The following is a 19,584-nucleotide window of genomic DNA, read 5'->3' on the forward strand; positions in this document are numbered from 1 at the left end:
ATATATCCCATGTGAAAAGACAATGTTAAGAAATAAAAAATATATTACATTGTAGAAAAAAACGTAGTATACTGATTTATATTTTTTTATGAACAGATGTGTTTGTAACGAAAATAATGGATACACCTGAGAGGAGAGACTTAATTATGGTAAAAATGAATGTAAAATTTGAAACACCGGAACAGCTTGTAGAATTTTCAAGAATGTGTCAGAAAGTAGAGGCTGATACTCTGATTGAAGATACTGTACATAAACTTATCATTGATGGAAAATCAGTTATGGGAATGATGACAGTTACATTGAATCAGAGGCTGATCTTTGTAGTAGATGGTTCTGATGAGAAAGAGGTACTTTCTACATTTGAAAAATATCGTACGGAAGATATGGTACAGAAGCAGAATCTGGGTTAATAATTGCATTTTACAGATACTTGTGGTATCGTAGTCAAGGTGAAAAGAATAGAATGAAAACTGCAGGTGCCGGTTGGATAAGATTGATCAGAGCCGGTGAAAAGGGAAACAGGTGCAAGTCCTGTACGAACTCGTCACTGTGAGCAGGGAATATCAGAAAAGAAAAAAGTCACTGGATAACGGGAAGACAAGCTTCTGATGTATGGATCTGTGAGTCAGGAGACCTGCCTGTAGCGTACATGGAAGTAAATCCGGACCACGAGTAATTGGTTGTACAAAAATGGAGGAAAATTATAATAAATTCACAAGGCCATTTTATACCCTTTTACGGATGATTTCGTGGAAGGGTATTTTTGGTGACAGAAAAGTAGTAGGGAGAGAGTAAAAGATGAAACACAATTCCAAGCAATTTTTGGCCTTATTTATGGCTGTGTCTATGGCAGTTGCACCGGTATCGGGAGTGTATGCGGAAGATCAGAATGCAGCTGTAGAAGATACATTGAGTGAGAATAAACAGGATAATGATGAAGCTGGACAGACAGAAAGCAGTGTGACGACAGATACAAGTCAGGAAGTCACAAAAGAAGCCGGGAAAAATCAGGTAGCTGTTGAAAAGGTACAGAATACGCAGGAAGACGGAACCGCCCCACAGACGGAACCAATCGGCGAAGATGAAATATTTGAGAACATTACTGATATCAGCGGTATGGCAGGTGCTTTGAAAGACGGAGAATATAGTGTTGATGCGGATCATTTTTCGGCAAAACTGACTTCGGGTGGTTCAAGCAAGGTGAAGATTGAGTGTCAAAAAGTAATCGTAAAGAATGGAAAAGCAACAGCCTGGATAAATTTTAGCAGTTCTAAGTATGATAAAGTATGGGTGAAAGTGAATGGAACCCAGAACATATATCATGCAAAACCGAGAGAAGGCGAGGCCGGAGTTGCATTTGAGATTCCTGTTAATTTAAATAGTTCAATGACTTTTATGGCACATACCAGTTCCATGAGTGGAAAAAATATTGCATATACGATCAATATTGCAATCCCGGAAGATACAGTCCCGTCGACACCATCCACACCGGATCAGACCGTTATTACGGAATTAAGTTTCAAAGAGGGATCTGAACTCAGCATGAAAGAGGGAGAAGTTCAGAAACTGACACCTCAGTTCACACCGGCATTATCAGCATCTGAGACAGCACCGGATATGACATGGACTTCTTCTGATCCAAAGATTGTAACCGTTGCAAAATCCGGAACACAGGCTGAGGTGACCGCAGTGAAAGCAGGGACTGCTGAGGTGACTGTGTCTATTAATAATGCGGAAGGAACAGAGCTTAAAGCCACATGCAAGGTAACGGTAACAGCATCGGAAACAGAAAATAAAACCCTGACAGATGGAAATTATCAGGTAGATGTGGATACTGGAAATAAGATGTTCAAAGTTACGAATTGTATCCTGACATCTGAAAAAGGTAAGATGTATGCTGTAATCACATTAAGCGGAACCGGATATGATTATCTTTATATGGGATCAGCAGCCGATGCGGCAGAAGCTGCAGCAAAAGACTACATTTCATATGTGGCTGATGAGGCAGGAAAATATATATACAAAGTTCCGGTAGAAAGTCTGGATAAAGGAATTGCAGTTGCGGCACATTCCATTAAAAAAGATAAATGGTATGACCGTACACTTATATTTTCATCTGCCTCTGCAAAACGTATCATAGCAGACGGAACCTATCAGGTGAATGCTGAAGCCGGCGGAAAGATGTTCCGTGTTACGGATTGTGTTATGACTGTAAAGAATGGACAGATGACGGCGGCAGTTACATTAAGCGGTCGGGGTTATAACAGAATCTATCTGGGCGATGTAAATAACGCATCGGATGATGAAAAGAACTGGATCCTTCCGGATTCGCTTCTTGCAGAGCAGTATACATTTCAGATTCCGGTAGAGAAACTGGATGAGGTAATGACGATTGCCGTTCATACAACGAAGAGTAATAAATGGGATACCAGAACACTGACATTCCATTCAGAAGGCATGACTAAGATTGCGGACAGCAATCATGGAAATGCTTCGAATGGCAATAACGGAAGCAATGGATCGCTGACATCGGGCGGAAATAATAACAACCCGGGAAATACTTCCAATGGAAATAACTCAGGAAGTACAGGAAGCAATAACGGAAATACAGGAAATAATACAACAAACAATGGAAAACCGGACAAAGAATCAAAATACGAATCAGATCTGAACAAATCAACAGCCAGAGTTAACAGTGCTACAGGCTTAAAAGATGGTGTATACACACCGGACAGCTTCTCATGGTCAGGTGGAACCGGAAAGGTAAGAATCAGCTGTAGTAAGGTAACAGTTACCGGTGGCCAGGCATATGCAACGATCACATTCAGCAGTACGCATTACCAGTATGTGAAAGCCAATGGAAATGTATATTATCCAAGTTCCAAAACAGGAAGCTCCACTTCCTTTGTAATTCCGGTGGAACTGAATAAGAATAATACGATTGTAGGTATGACAACAGCCATGTCTGCAGCACATGAGATTAAGTATACGATTTTTGTATACATTGCGGAAGCAGCAAAAGCAAATGCATCAACAAGAGCTAATGGAAAAGAAATTACCGTGATTGGTGTAAATGGCAGTGACAGCAGTAAGACGGCAGCTGCAAGTAAGAAACTGGATGAAGTAGCACCTGAGATCATCGGCCTGGAATATCAGTCAGAGACAAAAGCCGAGCATGCGAAATATTTCAAAATCTATCATTATGATCAGGGGATCACACTTCTGGAAATTGATATGAGCAAAAAGACGGGAAGAAAAGCAGCCGGTAAGAAATGGAAACAGTCTTCGGATACAAGCGGACTGAATCCTGCAGAGCAGGAGCAGGCAGCACTGTATCTGAACAAAGTTGTAAAATATCTGATCGTTCCGGAAAATGCAGAGATTCCTGCAGGACTTGATAAGGAAGTTATCGTGGTGAGACAGCCGGCAGATCATATCTATGCAGGAACCAATAAGATCATTTCCAAGATAGCCAAACTGGGACAGACTGATAAAGTGACGGCAGTTGGTGTAAAGAAAAAGAAGTGTAAGAATGAGACTATCAAAGAAAAGATGGAAAAGAAAGAAATCATTTACACAGGTAAATCCGGCAAATTAAATTATAAGAAACTGGTAAAAAATAAATGTGATCTGGCACTCCTTTCTTCCGGTATCCTGCCGAAAAAAGGAAGTAGTAAGAAAGCTGCCAGAAAGAAAATGAAAGCTTATCAGAAGATGACCGAGAAGATGACGCTTCTTGAGATGCCTGTGATCGTTGACCGTTCAAAAGATGAAAAGGGAAAAGATGCAAAGAAAGAATGGGAAAAAGTCTATCAGGTAATCCTCGGATGTGAAGATCAGAGTGCAGAATAAGGGTTATATAAGATGACCAGAATGCGGATCGCATAAAATGATCGGAATGCAGACAAAATATCATGTAATCAGAAAAAAAGTGGAGAAAAGAATGAAAAAGAGAACATATCGCTTGTTGTGTGTATTTGCAAGTACAGTGCTTCTGGTAACAGGAGCACTGACTGGATGCAGTAGTTCAGGCAAATCGGGTGTGTCCAAAGGAGACGGAACACAGCAGACAGAAGAAAACGGGGCAGAAGAAAAGAAAGCTCCGAAGATAGACGGACTGAAGTATCAGAAGACGATGCAGTTAAAATATGCCACAGGTTTTGATGTTTACTATTATAAAGGTGGATATAAATTACTGGATGTGCATGATGACAGACAGTATCTGATTGTTCCGGAAGGGAAGAAGAAACCGGCAGATCTGGATAAAGATATTGTGGTATTAAAACAGCCGCTGGATCACATTTATCTTGCGGCAACATCGGCAATGGCACTGTTCGATTCGATGGATGGCCTGGACAGTATCCGGATGTCAGGCGCACAGGCTTCAGACTGGTATATTGATAATGCGAAAAAAGCTATGGAGGAAGGCCGGATATTGTTCGCCGGAAAATACAGTGAGCCGGATTATGAGATGCTGGTAGATGAGGATTGTGATCTTGCAATTGAATCAACGATGATCCTGCATACGCCAAAAGTACAGGAAATGATCGAAGATCTGGATATTCCGGTATTTATCGACCGGTCCAGCTATGAAAGTCATCCGCTTGGCAGAACAGAATGGATAAAGGCTTATGCGGCAATGTTGAATAAAGAGGATGTGGCAGATACATTTTTCGGGAAACAGACGAAGGTGATCGAAAACCTGAAAGATTTTAAGAATACGGGAAAGACGGTTGCTTATTTCTTTGTTAATGCAGATGGAACAGTGGTCGTAAGAAGCAGTAAAGATTATATTCCGAAGATGATTGATATTGCCGGAGGAAAATACATTTTTTCAGATCTTAAGAATACAGAAAGCAAGAGTGCTTCGGTAGAATTATCAATGGAAGAATTCTATTCAAAGGCGGAAGAAGCAGACTATCTGATCTACAATGCAACAATTGACAGTCCGATAAACAGTATTGCAGAGCTGACGGCAAAGAATGAACTGTTTAAGGATTTTAAAGCTGTGAAGAACGGTAATGTATGGTGCACCGGCAAATCACTGTATCAGGCAACGGATATAGTCGGTAATCTGATCACGGATATTCATCTGATGCTGACAGATGGAGATGAGAAGGATATGACATTCTTGTACAGGGTAAAATAATACAGTATAATAAGAATCAGGTGGGCAAAAGGAAATGTTCACCTGATTTTTCATCAAAGGAGAAATATAACGTGGCAGACACTTATAATCAGAAAACGGATCGGCAGGATACGGCCGGATCTGTTTATCAAAGGGAAATTTTTAAACGGCGTTCCAGATATATTCTGGTATTTTCTGTATTGACGGCAGCATTTTTGATTGTTACGGTTTTGAATATCAATACAGGAAATGTACATATCTCCTTGCCAGAGATCCTGAAAATACTGGCAAGACGGGGAGAGGGCGGAACGGAAGCAAATATTATATGGAAGATACGTCTGCCACGGGTTCTGATGGCAGCAATCCTTGGGGGAGCGTTGTCATTATCTGGATTCTTACTTCAGACTTTCTTTTCCAATCCGATCGCGGGACCGTTTGTCCTTGGAATTTCGTCCGGAGCGAAGATGATGGTGGCACTGGCAATGATATTCTTTTTGGAACGCTATGCATTTGTGTCTTCTTATACACTGATTGTTGCGGCATTTATCGGAGCATTGATCTCCACCGGTTTTATTTTACTGCTATCCAGGAAAATGAAGCATATGGCCACACTTCTGGTAGGTGGAATCATGATTGGCTACATTTGTTCGGCAATCACAGATTTTGTCGTTACATTTGCAGAGGATTCTGATATTGTCAATCTTCATGGATGGTCACAGGGGAGCTTTTCCGGAATGAACTGGAGTAATGTACAGGTAGCGGTGATCGTGATCGGTGTGACGACTGTACTTACATTTTTCCTGTCTAAGCCAATCGGTGCTTATCAGCTGGGAGAAGCTTATGCGCAGAGCATGGGAGTGAATATCCGCTTTTTCAGGGTGGCACTGATTCTCTTGTCCAGTATTCTTTCGGCAAGCGTAACTGCATTTGCAGGTCCGATCTCATTTGTCGGAATAGCGGTTCCATATCTGGTAAAACATGCACTTCGTACATCGAAACCTTTGGTAGTGATACCAGGAACATTTGTTGGTGGAGCGGTATTCTGTATGATCTGTGATCTGATCGCGAGAATGGCATTTGCACCAATGGAATTGAATATCAGTACGGTGACTTCGATATTCGGAGCGCCTGTTGTAATCTTCATGATGGTGCGTGGGCAGAAAGGCAGGTAGAAGATGACAGAGTATTATATAAAAATGAAAGATCTCGCAGTGGGATATCAGGGGAATGCGCTGATAAGCGATATTAATCTGAAAATAAAAAAAGGCGAGATCGTGACACTGATCGGTCCCAATGGAGCGGGAAAATCTACAATATTAAAAAGCATCACCAGACAGTTAAAGCTGATTGGCGGGGAAGTATACATAGATAGCGAGGAAATCCGTAAACTTTCTTATAAAGAGATGGCAGTTAAGGCGGCCGTGATGCTGACCGAGAGGATGAAACCAGAATTGATGACCTGTCATGATATTGTAGCGACCGGGCGTTATCCTTATACCGGAAGACTTGGAATCTTGTCAAGGGAAGATGAGAGAAAGGTGGATGAGGCATTAGAGGCGGTACATGCACAGGAACTTGGAATCCGTAATTTTCAGGAAATCAGTGACGGACAGAGGCAGCGGGTGCTGCTTGCCCGGGCTATCTGTCAGGAACCGGAAGTGATGATCCTGGATGAGCCGACCTCTTATCTGGATATCCGTCATAAACTGGAACTGCTGGCAATCTTAAGAAAGATGGCAAAAGAGAACGGAATTACTGTAATTATGTCTCTGCATGAGATTGATCTGGCGCAAAAAATATCGGATCAGGTTATCTGTGTCAAAGGCGACCGGATTGCCGAATTTGGTGATCCGGAAGAAATATTCACGGAAGCAACAATTCGTGATCTTTATGAAATCGACAATGGTTATTACGATCCGATATTCGGAAGTGTGGAACTTCCAAAGCCGGAAGGAGAACCGGAAGTTCTGGTATTATCTTCCGGTAAAACAGGAATCCCGGTCTACAGAAAACTTCAGAAAGCCGGGATTCCATTTGCCGCCGGAATCCTCTATCCGGGCGAGAGCGACTATCAGCTGGCACGGCTGCTGGCATCCGGGATCATCAGCGAAGAGCCATATGAACCGATATCCGATGAGACTTACCAGAAGGCATTAAAGATCATGGAAAAATGTGGAAAGGTAATCAATGCGGGAGTGAAAGTTGGAAGTATGAACCAAAAGATGGGGGAACTGCTTCGGATTGCGGAGGAGAGAAGGATGTTGGTTTCTATTTAATCATCATGGCGGCTTCCCCCGGTCCTGAATAATTAAATACCGGGAATTGTAACCGTTGTGATGCCGGAAGTGTATCTATCGGAAAAGTTGGAAAATTAAGGCATTCACTATAACTTTCCAGTTACACACAAAGGTTACAGCCCTCTATTGAATTCATTATCATTGGCCTATCACGACATGAGAAAGACTTGGTGTTATGTTTGATGCGTATTTTGGCGCGATGTGTAGATGTTCTTAGGTAGTTTGCCTTCCCGTTAAAGGGACGGAGCGAAGTGTTTGAGGCGAATGCCGAGTTTTGAGCGGAGGCCCTTTTGTTCTTAGGGAAGGCGGACTGCCTTAGAACATCTACATCGTGACATTCAGCAACAAACATAACACCAAGTCTTTCTCATGGACTGAGAGGTCACGATGATGAATTAATTAAATAGAAACCGAATTCAACGTCGCATAAAACTCCGGATAAGACACATCCACGCACTGACTATCCACTATCTGCGTTTCACCGTCAGATGCAAGTCCCGCAACCGAGAATGCCATTGCGATCCGGTGATCAAGGTAGCTTTGAATAGAAGCACCATTTAAATGTCCGGTACCTTCAATGATCATGCCGTCATCGGTTGGTGTAATAACAGCTCCCATCGCTTTTAATCCTGCAGTGACAGTATCGATTCGGTTCGTTTCTTTTACCTTTAACTCAGCTGCATCTCTGATGACTGTCTGACCATCTGCAAAGGCTGCCATAATTGCGATCATCGGAATCTCGTCGATCAGAGTCGGGATGATATCACCCTCGATTACAGTTCCTTTTAAGTGGCTGTAGCGGACAAGAAGATCAGCACGGCTTTCGCCGCCCTCGATTGTCTGGCTGACGGTTTCGATATCGGCTCCCATGGCTTTGCAGACTTTTAAGAAACCGGCACGTGTGAAGTTGGTTCCTACATTTTTAACAAGAAGCTCGGAACCAGGAACTAACAGTGCGGCCGCAATAAAGTAAGCAGCAGAAGAGATATCGCCAGGAACACAGATCTGTTGTCCGTAAAGTTCTTTGCATGGTTCTACATGTGCAGTGGCAGTTCCGTCTGTATGAAGATCTGTGGCAACGTATGCGCCGAATCCCTGAAGCATAAGTTCCGTATGATTACGGGAAAGAGCAGGTTCTGTAACAGAAGTAGGACTGTCTGCATAAAGTCCGGCTAACAGAACTGCCGATTTTACCTGGGCAGAGGCAACCGGTGACTGGTAATGAATACCATGCAGAGCACCAGGTCTTATGTGAAGCGGGGCGCATCCGTTGTCGTTGAGACTTCTGATATGTGCTCCCATGGTGTTAAGTGGTGTCATAATGCGCTTCATTGGTCTGGAGTTCAAAGAATCATCGCCGGATAATGTAGTCGCAAAATTTTGCCCGGACAAAATTCCGGAGATCAGGCGGGTTGTAGTTCCGCTGTTTCCTACATTTAAAGTAGAAGCCGGGGCGGTCAGGCCGCGCAGACCTTTCCCGTGTACCAGGATACTGGATGGTTTTCTTTCGATCTCAACACCCATTTTACGGAAACAGTCAATCGTGGAAAGACAGTCGGCTCCTTCCAGAAAATGAGTGATCTCTGTGGTTCCAAGCGCAATGGAACCTAACATAATGGAACGATGTGAGATGGATTTGTCTCCCGGTATGGTTACTTCTCCTTTTAATCCCCTTGTGGGTGCAATTGTTCTAACGCTCATAAACGATATACCTGAATTTCTGCAGTAATCCTACGGCGCGTTTGCTGGAATCTTCGTCGTAGAATTCAATACGCAGAACCCCTTCTTCAAATTCTCTGTTGTGTACGATTCCAATGTTTTTGATACTGATATTATTGGAAGCAAGAATGGTTGCGATAGCAGCAATCCCACCGGCTTCATCAATGATGTCACAGTATACGGCAAATGCTTTCTTGATCGGTCCGGCCGAAGAAGATGGCATGGAATTACGATAATTTCTGGAGGATTCAAACCGGTTATAAAGATCCAGATCATCTTCACGTTCGATAGCTTCTTTGAAATCTTCCAGAGAGTCTATATACTGATCTAATATATCTACAATATTGTCCTTGTTCTTCAGGCAGATATTCTGCCACATGATCGGAGAAGAAGAGGCAATACGTGTGATATCTTTAAATCCTCCAGCAGCAAGATTTTTCATCATCTCATCATGTGTATCGTGTGTTTTGACAAAATTAACGAGTGAAGAAGCAATGATATGTGGGAGATGGCTGATGGTTCCTGTAATCTGGTCATGAAGCTGGTAGTCCAGAATAACCGGAAGGGCCTTCAGGCTTTCCACGAATTTTTCATAAGTTTGTACTTTTTCTTCAGCTACCTGAGGAGTCGGAGTAAGAATATAGTATGCATTTTCAATCAGCATAGCTTTGGAATTACTGTAACCGCTTTTCTCGGATCCGGCCATCGGATGTCCCCCGATGAAATACTTCCCAATACCGAGATTCTGCACTTCTTCGTGGATGTTCGTCTTTACACTTCCGACATCTGTGAGGATGCAGTCATCATTCAGATATTCCGTCAGCTGTTTCAGATAGGCGGTATTATATGCGACCGGTGCGCATAAGAATATATAGTTACAATTTTGAAAATTATTGTCAATGGTAGTTGCGGCAACATCGATCATAGATTCCTGGGTTGCAAGTGCAAGGGATTCTTTGTTTTTGTCGAAAGCCACAATCTCATAATCGGGATAATACTGGCGGATGGCCTTTGCAATAGAACCACCGATCAGTCCGAGCCCGATAAAACCAATTTTGTGTTTCATGATGTTTCCTCCTTGTGCTTTGATCTAGAAACTCAGTTCATATTGTAACGTGTTGTAAGAGGATTTGTCAATACTATAATACTTTAAAGTGAAAAAGTGAATGGGGTAAAACGAGAAAATAGACAATCTGCAGTATAAAATTGCAAAGAAAATTCTGAAATAAGTGAAAATTCACATTTATTTGAAAATAAATACAAAAATAATATGGTTAAAGTGTATAAAAGTGTTGTAAAAAAACAGAAAGTTTAGTACAATATCTACATGAGATTTTACCAAAATAAGGAGGCAGCTATATGAAAGTTTACAGAACGGACGAAATCAGGAACGTGGTTCTCTTAGGACACGGTGGAAGCGGAAAGACCAGTCTTGCAGAGGCCATGGCATATGTGTCAGGAGCGACAAACCGTATGGGAAAGATTACGGATGGTAACACGATCAGTGATTTTGATAAAGAAGAGCAGAAACGTGAATTTTCAATCAGTACAAGCTTAATCCCGATTGAATGGGAGAAAGCCAAGATCAATATTCTGGATACACCGGGATATTTCGACTTTGTCGGAGAAGTCGAAGAAGCTGTAAGTGCCGCTGATGCAGCTGTTATTGTTGTATCCGGTAAAGCAGGAGTTGAAGTCGGTACAGAGAAAGCATGGGAACTTTGTGACAAGTACAAACTTCCAAGAATGATATATGTAACGGAGATGGATGTAGACGACGCAAGTTTCCGTCAGGTGGTACAGGACCTTACAGATCGTTATGGAAAGGTGATCGCACCTCATTTCCAGCCGATCCGTGAGAATGAAAAACTGGTAGGATATGTGAACGTTATCAAGAATGCGGCAAGACGTTACACAGGTGTCGGACAGAGAGAAGAATGTGAGATTCCGGAATATTGTAAACCAAATCTGGAGATTTATCGTGATAAGTTACTGGAAGCAGTTGCAGAGACAAGTGAAGCATTTATGGAAAGATACTTTGATGGAGATGAGTTCTCAGTAGAAGAGATTCGTTCTGCAATGCGTACCGAAGTTATGGACGGAGATATCGTACCGGTTGCTATGGGATCTAATATTCAGGCACAGGGAGTTGCAAACTTACTTTCCGATATCGTAAGATTTTTCCCAAGTCCTGATAATAGAAGCTGTGCAGGAATCAACCGCAAGACCAATGAGATTTTTGAAGGTAATTATGATTTCTCAAAAGCGAAATCAGCATATGTATTTAAGACGATGGTAGACCCATTTATCGGAAAGTATTCATTTATCAAAGTATGCTCCGGTGTATTAAAAGGGGATGATACATTATATAACGGAGATTCTGATGCAGAGGCAAAACTTGGAAAGATATATACAATGGTAGGTAACAAGCCGACAGAAGTCAGCGAATTATTTGCAGGAGATATCGGAGCAATTGCCAAGCTTGCGAATACAAAGACCGGTGATACACTGTCTACGAAGAATACGCCTGTTATGTATGGAAAGACAGAATATTCCAAACCATATACATATATGAAATATATCTGCAACAATAAAGGTGATGAGGATAAAGTATCTCAGGCACTGCAGAAGATGATGGCAGAAGATGTGACATTGAAAACAGTCAATGACAGTGAGAACCGTCAGACACTGCTTTATGGTATGGGAGACCAGCATCTGGAGATTACAGCAAGTAAACTTGCAACACGTTATAAATGTGAGATCAAACTGGAGACACCAAAGGTGGCTTTCCGTGAGACGATCAAGAAGAAATCCGATGTCGATTCCAAATACAAGAAACAATCAGGAGGACATGGACAGTACGGACATGTAAAGATGAGATTTGAAGCATCTGGTGATCTTGAGACACCTTATGTATTTGAAGAAGAAGTGGTAGGTGGAGCCGTTCCGAAGAATTACTTCCCGGCAGTAGAAAAAGGTCTGCAGGAAGCAGTTGTAAAAGGACCTCTTGCAGGATATCCGGTAGTTGGAGTAAAAGCTGTATTATATGATGGATCTTATCATCCGGTAGATTCTTCCGAAATGGCATTCAAGACGGCTACGATCCAGGCATTCAAGAAAGGATTCATGGAAGCTTCCCCGGTACTTCTGGAACCAATCGCATCTCTTACAGTAACAGTTCCGGATGATTACACAGGTGATGTTATGGGAGATCTGAACAAACGCAGAGGACGTGTACTTGGAATGAATCCTGTTTCCGGTGGAAAACAGGAGATCGTGGCAGATATTCCGATGACAGGACTCTTTGGTTATTGTACAGTGCTTCGCTCTATGACAGGTGGAAGAGGAGTATATTCTTACGAATTCAGCCGCTACGAGCAGGCACCGTCAGATGTGCAGGAAGCAGAGATCAGTAAACGTGCAAAAGAAGAATAAACTGCTAAGAAAATGTATAAATAGAAGAAAAGCCCGTAAGGGCTTTTTTTCTTAATACAAAGATGCTATAATCTCTTGTGTTAAAAATACAGGTATCCGGATAATAATAAAGATACAAAGTGGATAATTGTGAGGTCAGGGAATGAAAATTGTGATTATTGGGGACGGAAAGGTTGGTCATAAATTGACAACCCAGCTGTCCGAAGAAAATTATGATGTGGTTTTGATTGATCAAAATGAGGGAAAATTAAAGGAGGCCGTGAACAAGCTTGATATTTTCTGCATTACCGGAAATGGAGCAGATGTAGACGTTCAGAGACAGGCAGATGTTCCGCATGCAGATCTGGTGATCGCATGTGCATCGACAGATGAATTGAATATGTTAAGTTGTCTGCTGGCCAAGAGATTAGGCGCCAGACATACGATTGCACGTGTACGAAATCCGATCTATTATCGACAGATCGATCTGTTGAAAGAAGATCTGCATCTGAGTATGGCAGTCAATCCGGAAAGAACAGCGGCAAATGAGATTGCCAGGGTATTGCTTTTCCCGGAGACGAGTAAAGTAGAGACGTTCATGAAGGGACGTGTGGAACTGGTAGAATTCATTGTAAGAGAAGACAGTGCACTTGCAGGACTTTCTCTTGCAGAAGTATATCGGAAATTCCAGATTAAAATTTTGGTATGTGCAGTAAAAAGAGGTCAGAAAATCTATATCCCGGATGGAGAGTTTATTCTGGAAAAAGGCGATAAAATGCATATCGTTGCAGCGCATCAGGATCTGAAGTCATTTTTCCGTGCACTGGGACACAGAAATGCAAAAGTGAAAAAGGTACTGATCTGTGGTGGAGGACATGTATGTTTTTATCTTGCAATGCAGCTTTTGCAGGTAGGCATGCAGGTGAAGATCATTGAGCAGAATATGAAAAGATGCGAGGAATTATGTGAACTTTTGCCGAAGGCAACGGTTATTCACGGAGATGCAGCCAATCATGATCTTCTTATGGAAGAAGGAATCCATGAAGCGGACGCATTGATCGCACTTACCGGTATGGACGAAGAGAATATTATTATGGCACTCTTTGCAAAACTGCAGGGAGTCAATAAGATTGTCGCAAAGGTCAATGAGGATTCCAGAGCGCAGATGGTAGAAGGGCTTGGAATTGATTCGATCGTGTCGGCAAAAAGTGCAACGGCAGATGCAATTATGAGTTATGTCAGAGCGAGAAATGAATCTGCGAGCAATGTGAACGTAGAATCTCTGTATCAGCTCCTGGGTGGAAAAGTGGAAGCATTGGAATTCATTATCAAATGCGAATGCAGTTTCACGAATGTACCGCTTCGTGAACTGCGGACAAAGAAGAATAATCTGATCGCCTGCATAGGAAGAAAAAGGCGTATTATTATTCCAAATGGTGAGGATCATCTGGAAGTCGGTGACAGTGTAGTGGTCGTAACAATGGATCATATTGATAAATTCAGCGACATACTGGAATAAGGAGATAGACAAAGGTTATGAATACAAAAATGATAAGATATATCCTTTGCAGAATGCTGGGAGTTGAGGCAGTGCTTCTTATGATCCCGGTAATCGTAGCGGCATTATATCAGGAAATGAGTGGTATTGCATTTCTGATACCTGCGGGGATATTATTGTTACTGTTTTTTCTGGCAGGTGTAAAAAAGCCGGAGCAAAGTCATATTTACGGAAAAGAAGGTATGGTAATCGTTGCACTTGCATGGATTTTATGGTCTTTGTTTGGCGCAATGCCTTTTACGATATCAGGCTTTATACCAAACTACATGGATGCGTTTTTTGAGACGGTTTCCGGATTCACAACGACAGGTTCCAGTATTTTAAGAGATGTAGAAGCGCTTCCGCAGTGTCTGTTGTTCTGGCGGAGTCTGACTCACTGGATCGGAGGAATGGGAGTGCTGGTGTTTGTACTGGTGCTTACATCATTAGATAAAAAGAACTCAATGTACCTGATGCGTGCAGAGGTTCCGGGGCCGGAGAAGGACAAACTCGTTCCGAAAGCAATGTCTACAGCGCGTATCTTATATGGTATGTATCTGATCATGACGGTTGTAGAGATCATTTTTCTGATGCTGGGTGGAGTGAATCTGTTTGACAGTATGATCTTTTCTTTTGGATCCGCAGGAACAGGTGGATTCTCGAATTATGCAGACAGTGTTGCACATTTCCACAGTGCTTATATTGATGGAGTGATCACAACATTCTGTGCATTATTCGGAGTGAATTTTTCGTTATTTTATTTTATGTTGTTAGGTGATTTTAAGTCAGTCAGAAAGAATGAGGAACTGCGTACGTATATTATGCTGATCGTCGGAGCAACAGCGTTGATCACACTGAATATCCATTCGATGTTCCCGAGTATGATCAAGGCGTTCCGCTATGCAATATTCCAGGTCGTGACGGTTATCACAACAACCGGATATGCGACAACGGATTTTGCAAAATGGCCGATGTTCTCAAAATCAATACTTATGATGCTGACGGTCGTGGGAGCGTGTGCTTCTTCAACCGGAGGTGGTATTAAGGTATCCCGTCTTCTGGTGGGAATCAAATGTATAAAAAGAGAGATCGTACAGCTTGCACACCCGAAATCAGTCGGAATCATCCGGATCGGCGGTAAGAAAGTCGGTTCCGATATTCTGCGTACGATTTACATTTATTTTATAGCATATGTCGGAATTTTGATCGTATCGGTCATGTTGGTATCACTGGATAATTTTGATTTTGAGACGACATTCAGTGCGGTCCTTACAACACTTGGCAATGTCGGACCGGGTATGGCAAAGGTTGGACCGATGGGTAATTTTGCTGATTTTTCTATATTATCAAAATTAGTATTATGTTTTGACATGCTGGCAGGACGTTTGGAGATATTCCCGTTCCTAGTGCTGTTTACGGCACCGGCATGGCGCAGAAAATTTTAGAATAACAGGTGGCACTTAGGAAGCCGCCTGATTTTCTATACCAAAGTATCACTGTATGAGAGGAGAGAATTATGAAAGGTAAAACGAAAGCAATAATCACGGTATTTGTTGTAATCCTTGCAGGTATCTATTACTATGCGGCAATACCGGCGATCAACATTCATTCATCGGAGACATGGTTTTTTATCATGATCTTTCTGGTGATCCTGGCTGTTCTGTATCTGGGAAGAAAGAAATTGAACAGATATGAAGTCAGAGAAAGTAAAGTAGTAAAAGGATTTCTTGGAGTGATAGTGTTTCTAGGAGTTGTATATCTGTTGGGAACACTGTTTTCTTCTCCGGTTATTAATGCCAAAAAGTATCAGAAGCTTATGACAGTTAAAGAGGGTGAATTTACAAAGGATGTAGATGAACTGTCATTTGACAAGATCCCGCTTCTGGATAAGGATACGGCAGCACTTCTCGGTGACCGTAAGATGGGAAGCATGGTGGACATGGTATCACAGTTTGAGGCGGATGATATCTACAGCCAGATCAACTATAAGGGCAATCCGGTCCGTGTGACTCCGCTGAAATACGCGAGCCTGATCAAATGGTTTACCAACCAGAGTGAAGGAATTCCGTCTTATATCCGGATTAATATGGCGAATCAGTCTACGGAGCTTGTCAAATTGAAACAGGGTATGAAATATACAACGAGTGATCATTTCAACCGTAATATTTATCGTCATTTACGTTTCGCACATCCGACATATATTTATGGAGAGCTGAGCTTTGAGATTGATGAAAATGGAGATCCATATTGGATCGCACCGGTAAAGAAATTCAACATTGGATTATTTGGTGGTGAAACAGTAGGAAAAGTAGTAATCTGTAATGCTGTGACGGGAAAAACAAAGACATATGATGTCGGAAATGTTCCACAGTGGGTAGACCGTGTATATTCCGCAGACTTATTAGTAAATTTATTTGATTATTATGGAAAATTAAAACACGGATTCTTTAACAGTGTGCTGAGTCAGAAAGACTGTCTGGAGACAACGGACGGTTATAACTATCTGGCATTAAATGATGATGTGTGGATGTATACCGGAGTTACTTCTGTAAACGGAGATCAGTCAAATGTTGGATTTGTTCTGGCAAATCAGCGTACAATGGAGACGAAATATTATAAAGTAGAAGGTGCAACAGAATCTTCTGCAATGTCATCCGCAGAAGGACAGGTGCAGAACCTGAAATACCAGGCAACATTTCCATTACTTTTGAACATTGCGGGTGAGCCGACATATTTTGTTGCATTAAAAGACGATGCCGGTCTGGTTAAAAAATATGCCATGGTAAATGTTCAGAAATATCAGATCGTTGCAATCGGGGACAGTGTCAGCCAGTGTCAGGAGAATTATAACGAACTTCTTCTGAAAAATGGTGTGAAGGAAAAAGAAAAGGACACGCGTAAGGAAGAAGAAATATCCGGAAAAATTACAAAGATTGCGCAGGCGGTTCTGGATGGAAATTCACATTATTATCTGATGTTGGAAGATTCTGATGCGATTTATGATGTGTCAGTAGCAGATATTATTGATGTAATAAAGTGTGAACTTGGAGAACAGGTGACAGTCACTTACAAAGAAGATAAAGATGTCAATACGGTTACCAAACTTGACATCGGTGAAAAAGCAAAAGATAAAACTTCTTCTGATAAGATAGAGAAGGAAACAGGTACACAGGAGTAACAAGATTCATCATATAGAAATGATGCAGGAAATGAGAGAGGATAATGGAAATTAGTATACTTCTTGCGGAGCAGATTTTGGCTATGTTTCTTACGATGGCAGTGGGATTCGGAGTGGTCAGGGCTGGTCTTTTTAAAACAGAGGACAGCCGGATCATTTCAAATATGGTTGTGTATATCTGTAATCCGTGTGTCGTTGTTCATTCGTTTCAGATTGAATTGACAGATGATAAGATTAAGGGGCTGATGATCGCAATCGGACTGTCAGTGGTAGTGCATATGGTTCTGATCATCGGATCGGAAATTTTATCATTCATATTCCACTTTAACAGTATTGAAAAAGCATCTATCATTTATACAAATGCAGGGTATCTTGTGATTCCACTGGTGGGAGCTGTTCTGGGAGAAGAATGGGTTTTTTATACGACTGCATTTATCCTGGTACAGACGGTACTGATGTGGACGCATGGTGTGAAACTGATCGGACAGGAAAAGGAGCTGAATATCAGGAAAATCCTGTGTAATCCGAATGTGATCGCGATGATCATAGGAATTGCGCTTTTTGCGCTGGAGATCCGGCTTCCAACGGTTGTTGACAGTTGTGTCAGTGGTTTTGGAGATATGATCAGTCCGGCGAGTATGATGGTAATTGGTATGGTGATCGGAGATGTGGATCTGAAATGGGTATTCCGTCAAAAGCGTCCGTACCTGATCTGCCTGCTCAGGCTGATCGTATTCCCGCTGATTGCGGTTGTTGCCTTCGCCGGATTGGAACGGAGTGGAATTCATCCGGATGCGGAATATATTCTGATGATTGTTCTGATTGCAACGTCAGCTCCGGCGGCAGCAATGATCACACAGCTTGCACAGATTTATGGAAAGGATTCCAGATATGCGAGTGTGATTAATGTAATGTCGGTGATATTCTGTATTATAACGATGCCTGTGATGGTGCTGAGTTATGAAATGCTGATTGCATTATAATAGAGTAAGACAGATAAAAGCTCTGCAATATGTATGAAACATATTGCAGAGTTTTTTTGCAGAGTTATAGTTCTTCACTGTATTGTGAAATTTTATCCAGTACCCGTTGCTTCTCATCTCCGGTAAGTGGAACCGGGCAGTAATCGTTGTAACCGCTGGAAGAAGTGATGGAGCAGGGAATGATATTTAATTTGCTGCTTTTCTTTAATTTCCCTTTATGGAATGTGAATGTCTGCTGTATGATCATGCTATCCGTATCGCCAGGTGTAGAATTGCCGCCAAAGCAGAAATTGCCAAGGCTGTAGCAGATGTATTTTCCGTTGTATTTTTCAATGCCCTCGAGCACATGTGGGTGGTGTCCGATTACAAGGTCTGCACCTTCATCAATGGCGAGATGTGCAAGAGCCTTCTGGTTCTCGTCCGGTGTATATTGCTTTTCAATTCCCCAATGGAAATTTACGATGATAATCTGAGCACCGGCTTTTTTCAATGCTTTGATATTCTTTTTTACCTGCGATGCACGTTTTTGGTGATCCGCAAGCTCATAGATTCCGGTAACACCGACTTTGATTCCTTTTACTTTGAAGATCTTCACCCGGTTATAACCAAAGGAAGCAATTCCGGCATCGTCCAGTGCGGAGATTGTATCGGTGTAGCTCTTCTTCCCATAGTCATGACTGTGGTTATTAGCGAGATTGGCCGCTTCGATGGAGCTTCCGGAAAGGATTGCAGCATATTTGGCAGGTGCTTTGAAGGCAAAGGTTTTGGCCTCCCGGGCAGTTTCATCTGTCAGGGTTCCTTCCATATTGACGATAGACAGATCATCTTTTTGGAAAATGGATCTGACGTTCTGGAAGAAATAGTCGGCACCGTATGATTCGTAATAAGCATTCAGGCTGGTAGAATAACTGAAATTTTCATCGGTTCCCAATGTACAGTCTCCGGTGGAACTGATAGTAAGAGAAACCTTGTCTGGATTTTTTTTATTTTTTTTACTGATGGTTACGGTTTCTAATTGAACAGCTCTTTTTGAAGAATCTGCCTTTGGGGAAGTGTTTTTGGTCGAAGTCTTCTTTTTTGAAGCAGATTTCTTTTTGGTTTTATGTTTTCCGGCAGTGCTTTTGGTACCGGCTGTTTTATTTGCCGAAGTTGTAACTGCAGGGACGGTGAATTTATTTACAACAGTGCGGATGGCAGCTCGGACCAGGAATATAAATCCAATCAGGATCAATACCATGGCAATGATTAATAAGATACGTTGTATCTGTCGCTTACGTCTCCTTCGGGCTCTCTTCTTTTTTGCATCTTTGATTCCGCTCATACTTTTT

13 protein-coding genes and 1 riboswitch are annotated in these 19,584 nt (G+C 42.0%); of the genes, 10 read left to right on the top strand and 3 right to left on the bottom strand.

The features are described 5' to 3' along the window. The first annotated feature begins 146 nt into the window (after positions 1–146). The 5 genes from NCY30_RS11305 to NCY30_RS11325 all read left to right on the top strand — a co-directional run bounded on the left by NCY30_RS11305 (position 147) and on the right by NCY30_RS11325 (position 7,404). A complete protein-coding gene (locus NCY30_RS11305; RefSeq protein WP_022416241.1) occupies positions 147–410 on the top strand; it encodes an HPr family phosphocarrier protein in 264 nt (87 codons plus the stop codon). 47 nt (positions 411–457) lie between these two features. Continuing rightward, positions 458–656, top strand: a riboswitch (cobalamin riboswitch). A 142-nt stretch (positions 657–798) separates the two neighbouring features. Next, on the top strand, positions 799–3,852 hold the full coding sequence (locus NCY30_RS11310; protein ID WP_250818751.1) for a hypothetical protein: 3,054 nt from the start codon (positions 799–801) through the stop codon (positions 3,850–3,852). Between the two features lie 91 nt (positions 3,853–3,943). Beyond that, on the top strand, positions 3,944–5,149 hold the full coding sequence (locus NCY30_RS11315) for an ABC transporter substrate-binding protein (RefSeq protein WP_055194809.1): 1,206 nt from the start codon (positions 3,944–3,946) through the stop codon (positions 5,147–5,149). A 137-nt stretch (positions 5,150–5,286) separates the two neighbouring features. Then, positions 5,287–6,300: a FecCD family ABC transporter permease gene (locus NCY30_RS11320; protein WP_237998410.1), complete on the top strand. Its 1,014-nt coding sequence runs from the start codon at positions 5,287–5,289 to the stop codon at positions 6,298–6,300. Positions 6,301–6,303: 3 nt separating this feature from the next. Further along, entirely contained in the window at positions 6,304–7,404 is a 1,101-nt protein-coding gene (locus NCY30_RS11325) for an ABC transporter ATP-binding protein (protein WP_022415731.1), read from the top strand. 420 nt (positions 7,405–7,824) lie between these two features. On the opposite strand, the gene aroA is transcribed toward NCY30_RS11325, so the two are convergent. Both aroA and NCY30_RS11335 read right to left on the bottom strand, forming a co-directional pair. Next, entirely contained in the window at positions 7,825–9,126 is a 1,302-nt protein-coding gene (gene aroA / locus NCY30_RS11330) for a 3-phosphoshikimate 1-carboxyvinyltransferase (protein WP_022415579.1), read from the bottom strand. Then, the gene (locus tag NCY30_RS11335) at positions 9,116–10,210 is read right to left on the bottom strand and encodes a prephenate dehydrogenase (RefSeq protein ID WP_006426262.1); all 1,095 of its coding nucleotides are present in this window, start codon (positions 10,208–10,210) and stop codon (positions 9,116–9,118) included. Before NCY30_RS11335 ends, aroA begins: the two co-directional genes overlap by 11 nt. 293 nt (positions 10,211–10,503) lie before the next feature. Between NCY30_RS11335 and NCY30_RS11340 the strand changes: the two genes are divergently transcribed. From NCY30_RS11340 to NCY30_RS11360, 5 genes are all read left to right on the top strand, one after another. After that, a complete protein-coding gene (locus NCY30_RS11340; RefSeq protein WP_055194776.1) occupies positions 10,504–12,579 on the top strand; it encodes an elongation factor G in 2,076 nt (691 codons plus the stop codon). Between the two features lie 142 nt (positions 12,580–12,721). Further along, positions 12,722–14,077, top strand: a complete 1,356-nt coding sequence (trkA, locus tag NCY30_RS11345) for a Trk system potassium transporter TrkA (protein ID WP_006426260.1) — start codon at positions 12,722–12,724, stop codon at positions 14,075–14,077. A gap of 17 nt (positions 14,078–14,094) precedes the next feature. Continuing rightward, the gene (locus tag NCY30_RS11350) at positions 14,095–15,540 is read left to right on the top strand and encodes a TrkH family potassium uptake protein (RefSeq protein ID WP_055181201.1); all 1,446 of its coding nucleotides are present in this window, start codon (positions 14,095–14,097) and stop codon (positions 15,538–15,540) included. Between the two features lie 71 nt (positions 15,541–15,611). After that, positions 15,612–17,273 carry a CvpA family protein gene (locus NCY30_RS11355; protein WP_006426258.1) on the top strand — a complete coding sequence of 554 codons (1,662 nt, stop codon included), beginning with the start codon at positions 15,612–15,614 and terminating at the stop codon, positions 17,271–17,273. A gap of 44 nt (positions 17,274–17,317) precedes the next feature. Beyond that, a complete protein-coding gene (locus NCY30_RS11360) occupies positions 17,318–18,256 on the top strand; it encodes an AEC family transporter (RefSeq protein WP_055181198.1) in 939 nt (312 codons plus the stop codon). 64 nt (positions 18,257–18,320) lie between these two features. Here NCY30_RS11360 and NCY30_RS11365 read toward each other — a convergent pair whose 3' ends face one another. Continuing rightward, positions 18,321–19,577 (bottom strand): CapA family protein, encoded by a 1,257-nt coding sequence (locus tag NCY30_RS11365; RefSeq protein WP_173784625.1) that lies wholly within the window; start codon positions 19,575–19,577, stop codon positions 18,321–18,323. Between the last annotated feature and the right edge of the window lie 7 nt (positions 19,578–19,584).

This window comes from Dorea sp. MB18-49, from assembly GCF_023669465.1.
Taxonomy (GTDB): Bacteria; Bacillota; Clostridia; order Lachnospirales; family Lachnospiraceae; genus Dorea_A; species Dorea_A longicatena.

What these genes read in the sequence shown, in the direction of transcription:
- NCY30_RS11305 (WP_022416241.1), top strand. Translation starts at nt 147, where the DNA reads ATGGTAAAAATGAATGTAAAATTTGAAACACCGGAACAGCTTGTAGAA.
- NCY30_RS11310 (WP_250818751.1), top strand. Translation starts at nt 799, where the DNA reads ATGAAACACAATTCCAAGCAATTTTTGGCCTTATTTATGGCTGTGTCT.
- NCY30_RS11315 (WP_055194809.1), top strand. Translation starts at nt 3,944, where the DNA reads ATGAAAAAGAGAACATATCGCTTGTTGTGTGTATTTGCAAGTACAGTG.
- NCY30_RS11325 (WP_022415731.1), top strand. Translation starts at nt 6,304, where the DNA reads ATGACAGAGTATTATATAAAAATGAAAGATCTCGCAGTGGGATATCAG.
- aroA (WP_022415579.1), bottom strand. Translation starts at nt 9,126, where the DNA reads ATGAGCGTTAGAACAATTGCACCCACAAGGGGATTAAAAGGAGAAGTA.
- NCY30_RS11335 (WP_006426262.1), bottom strand. Translation starts at nt 10,210, where the DNA reads ATGAAACACAAAATTGGTTTTATCGGGCTCGGACTGATCGGTGGTTCT.
- NCY30_RS11340 (WP_055194776.1), top strand. Translation starts at nt 10,504, where the DNA reads ATGAAAGTTTACAGAACGGACGAAATCAGGAACGTGGTTCTCTTAGGA.
- trkA (WP_006426260.1), top strand. Translation starts at nt 12,722, where the DNA reads ATGAAAATTGTGATTATTGGGGACGGAAAGGTTGGTCATAAATTGACA.
- NCY30_RS11350 (WP_055181201.1), top strand. Translation starts at nt 14,095, where the DNA reads ATGAATACAAAAATGATAAGATATATCCTTTGCAGAATGCTGGGAGTT.
- NCY30_RS11355 (WP_006426258.1), top strand. Translation starts at nt 15,612, where the DNA reads ATGAAAGGTAAAACGAAAGCAATAATCACGGTATTTGTTGTAATCCTT.
- NCY30_RS11360 (WP_055181198.1), top strand. Translation starts at nt 17,318, where the DNA reads ATGGAAATTAGTATACTTCTTGCGGAGCAGATTTTGGCTATGTTTCTT.
- NCY30_RS11365 (WP_173784625.1), bottom strand. Translation starts at nt 19,577, where the DNA reads ATGAGCGGAATCAAAGATGCAAAAAAGAAGAGAGCCCGAAGGAGACGT.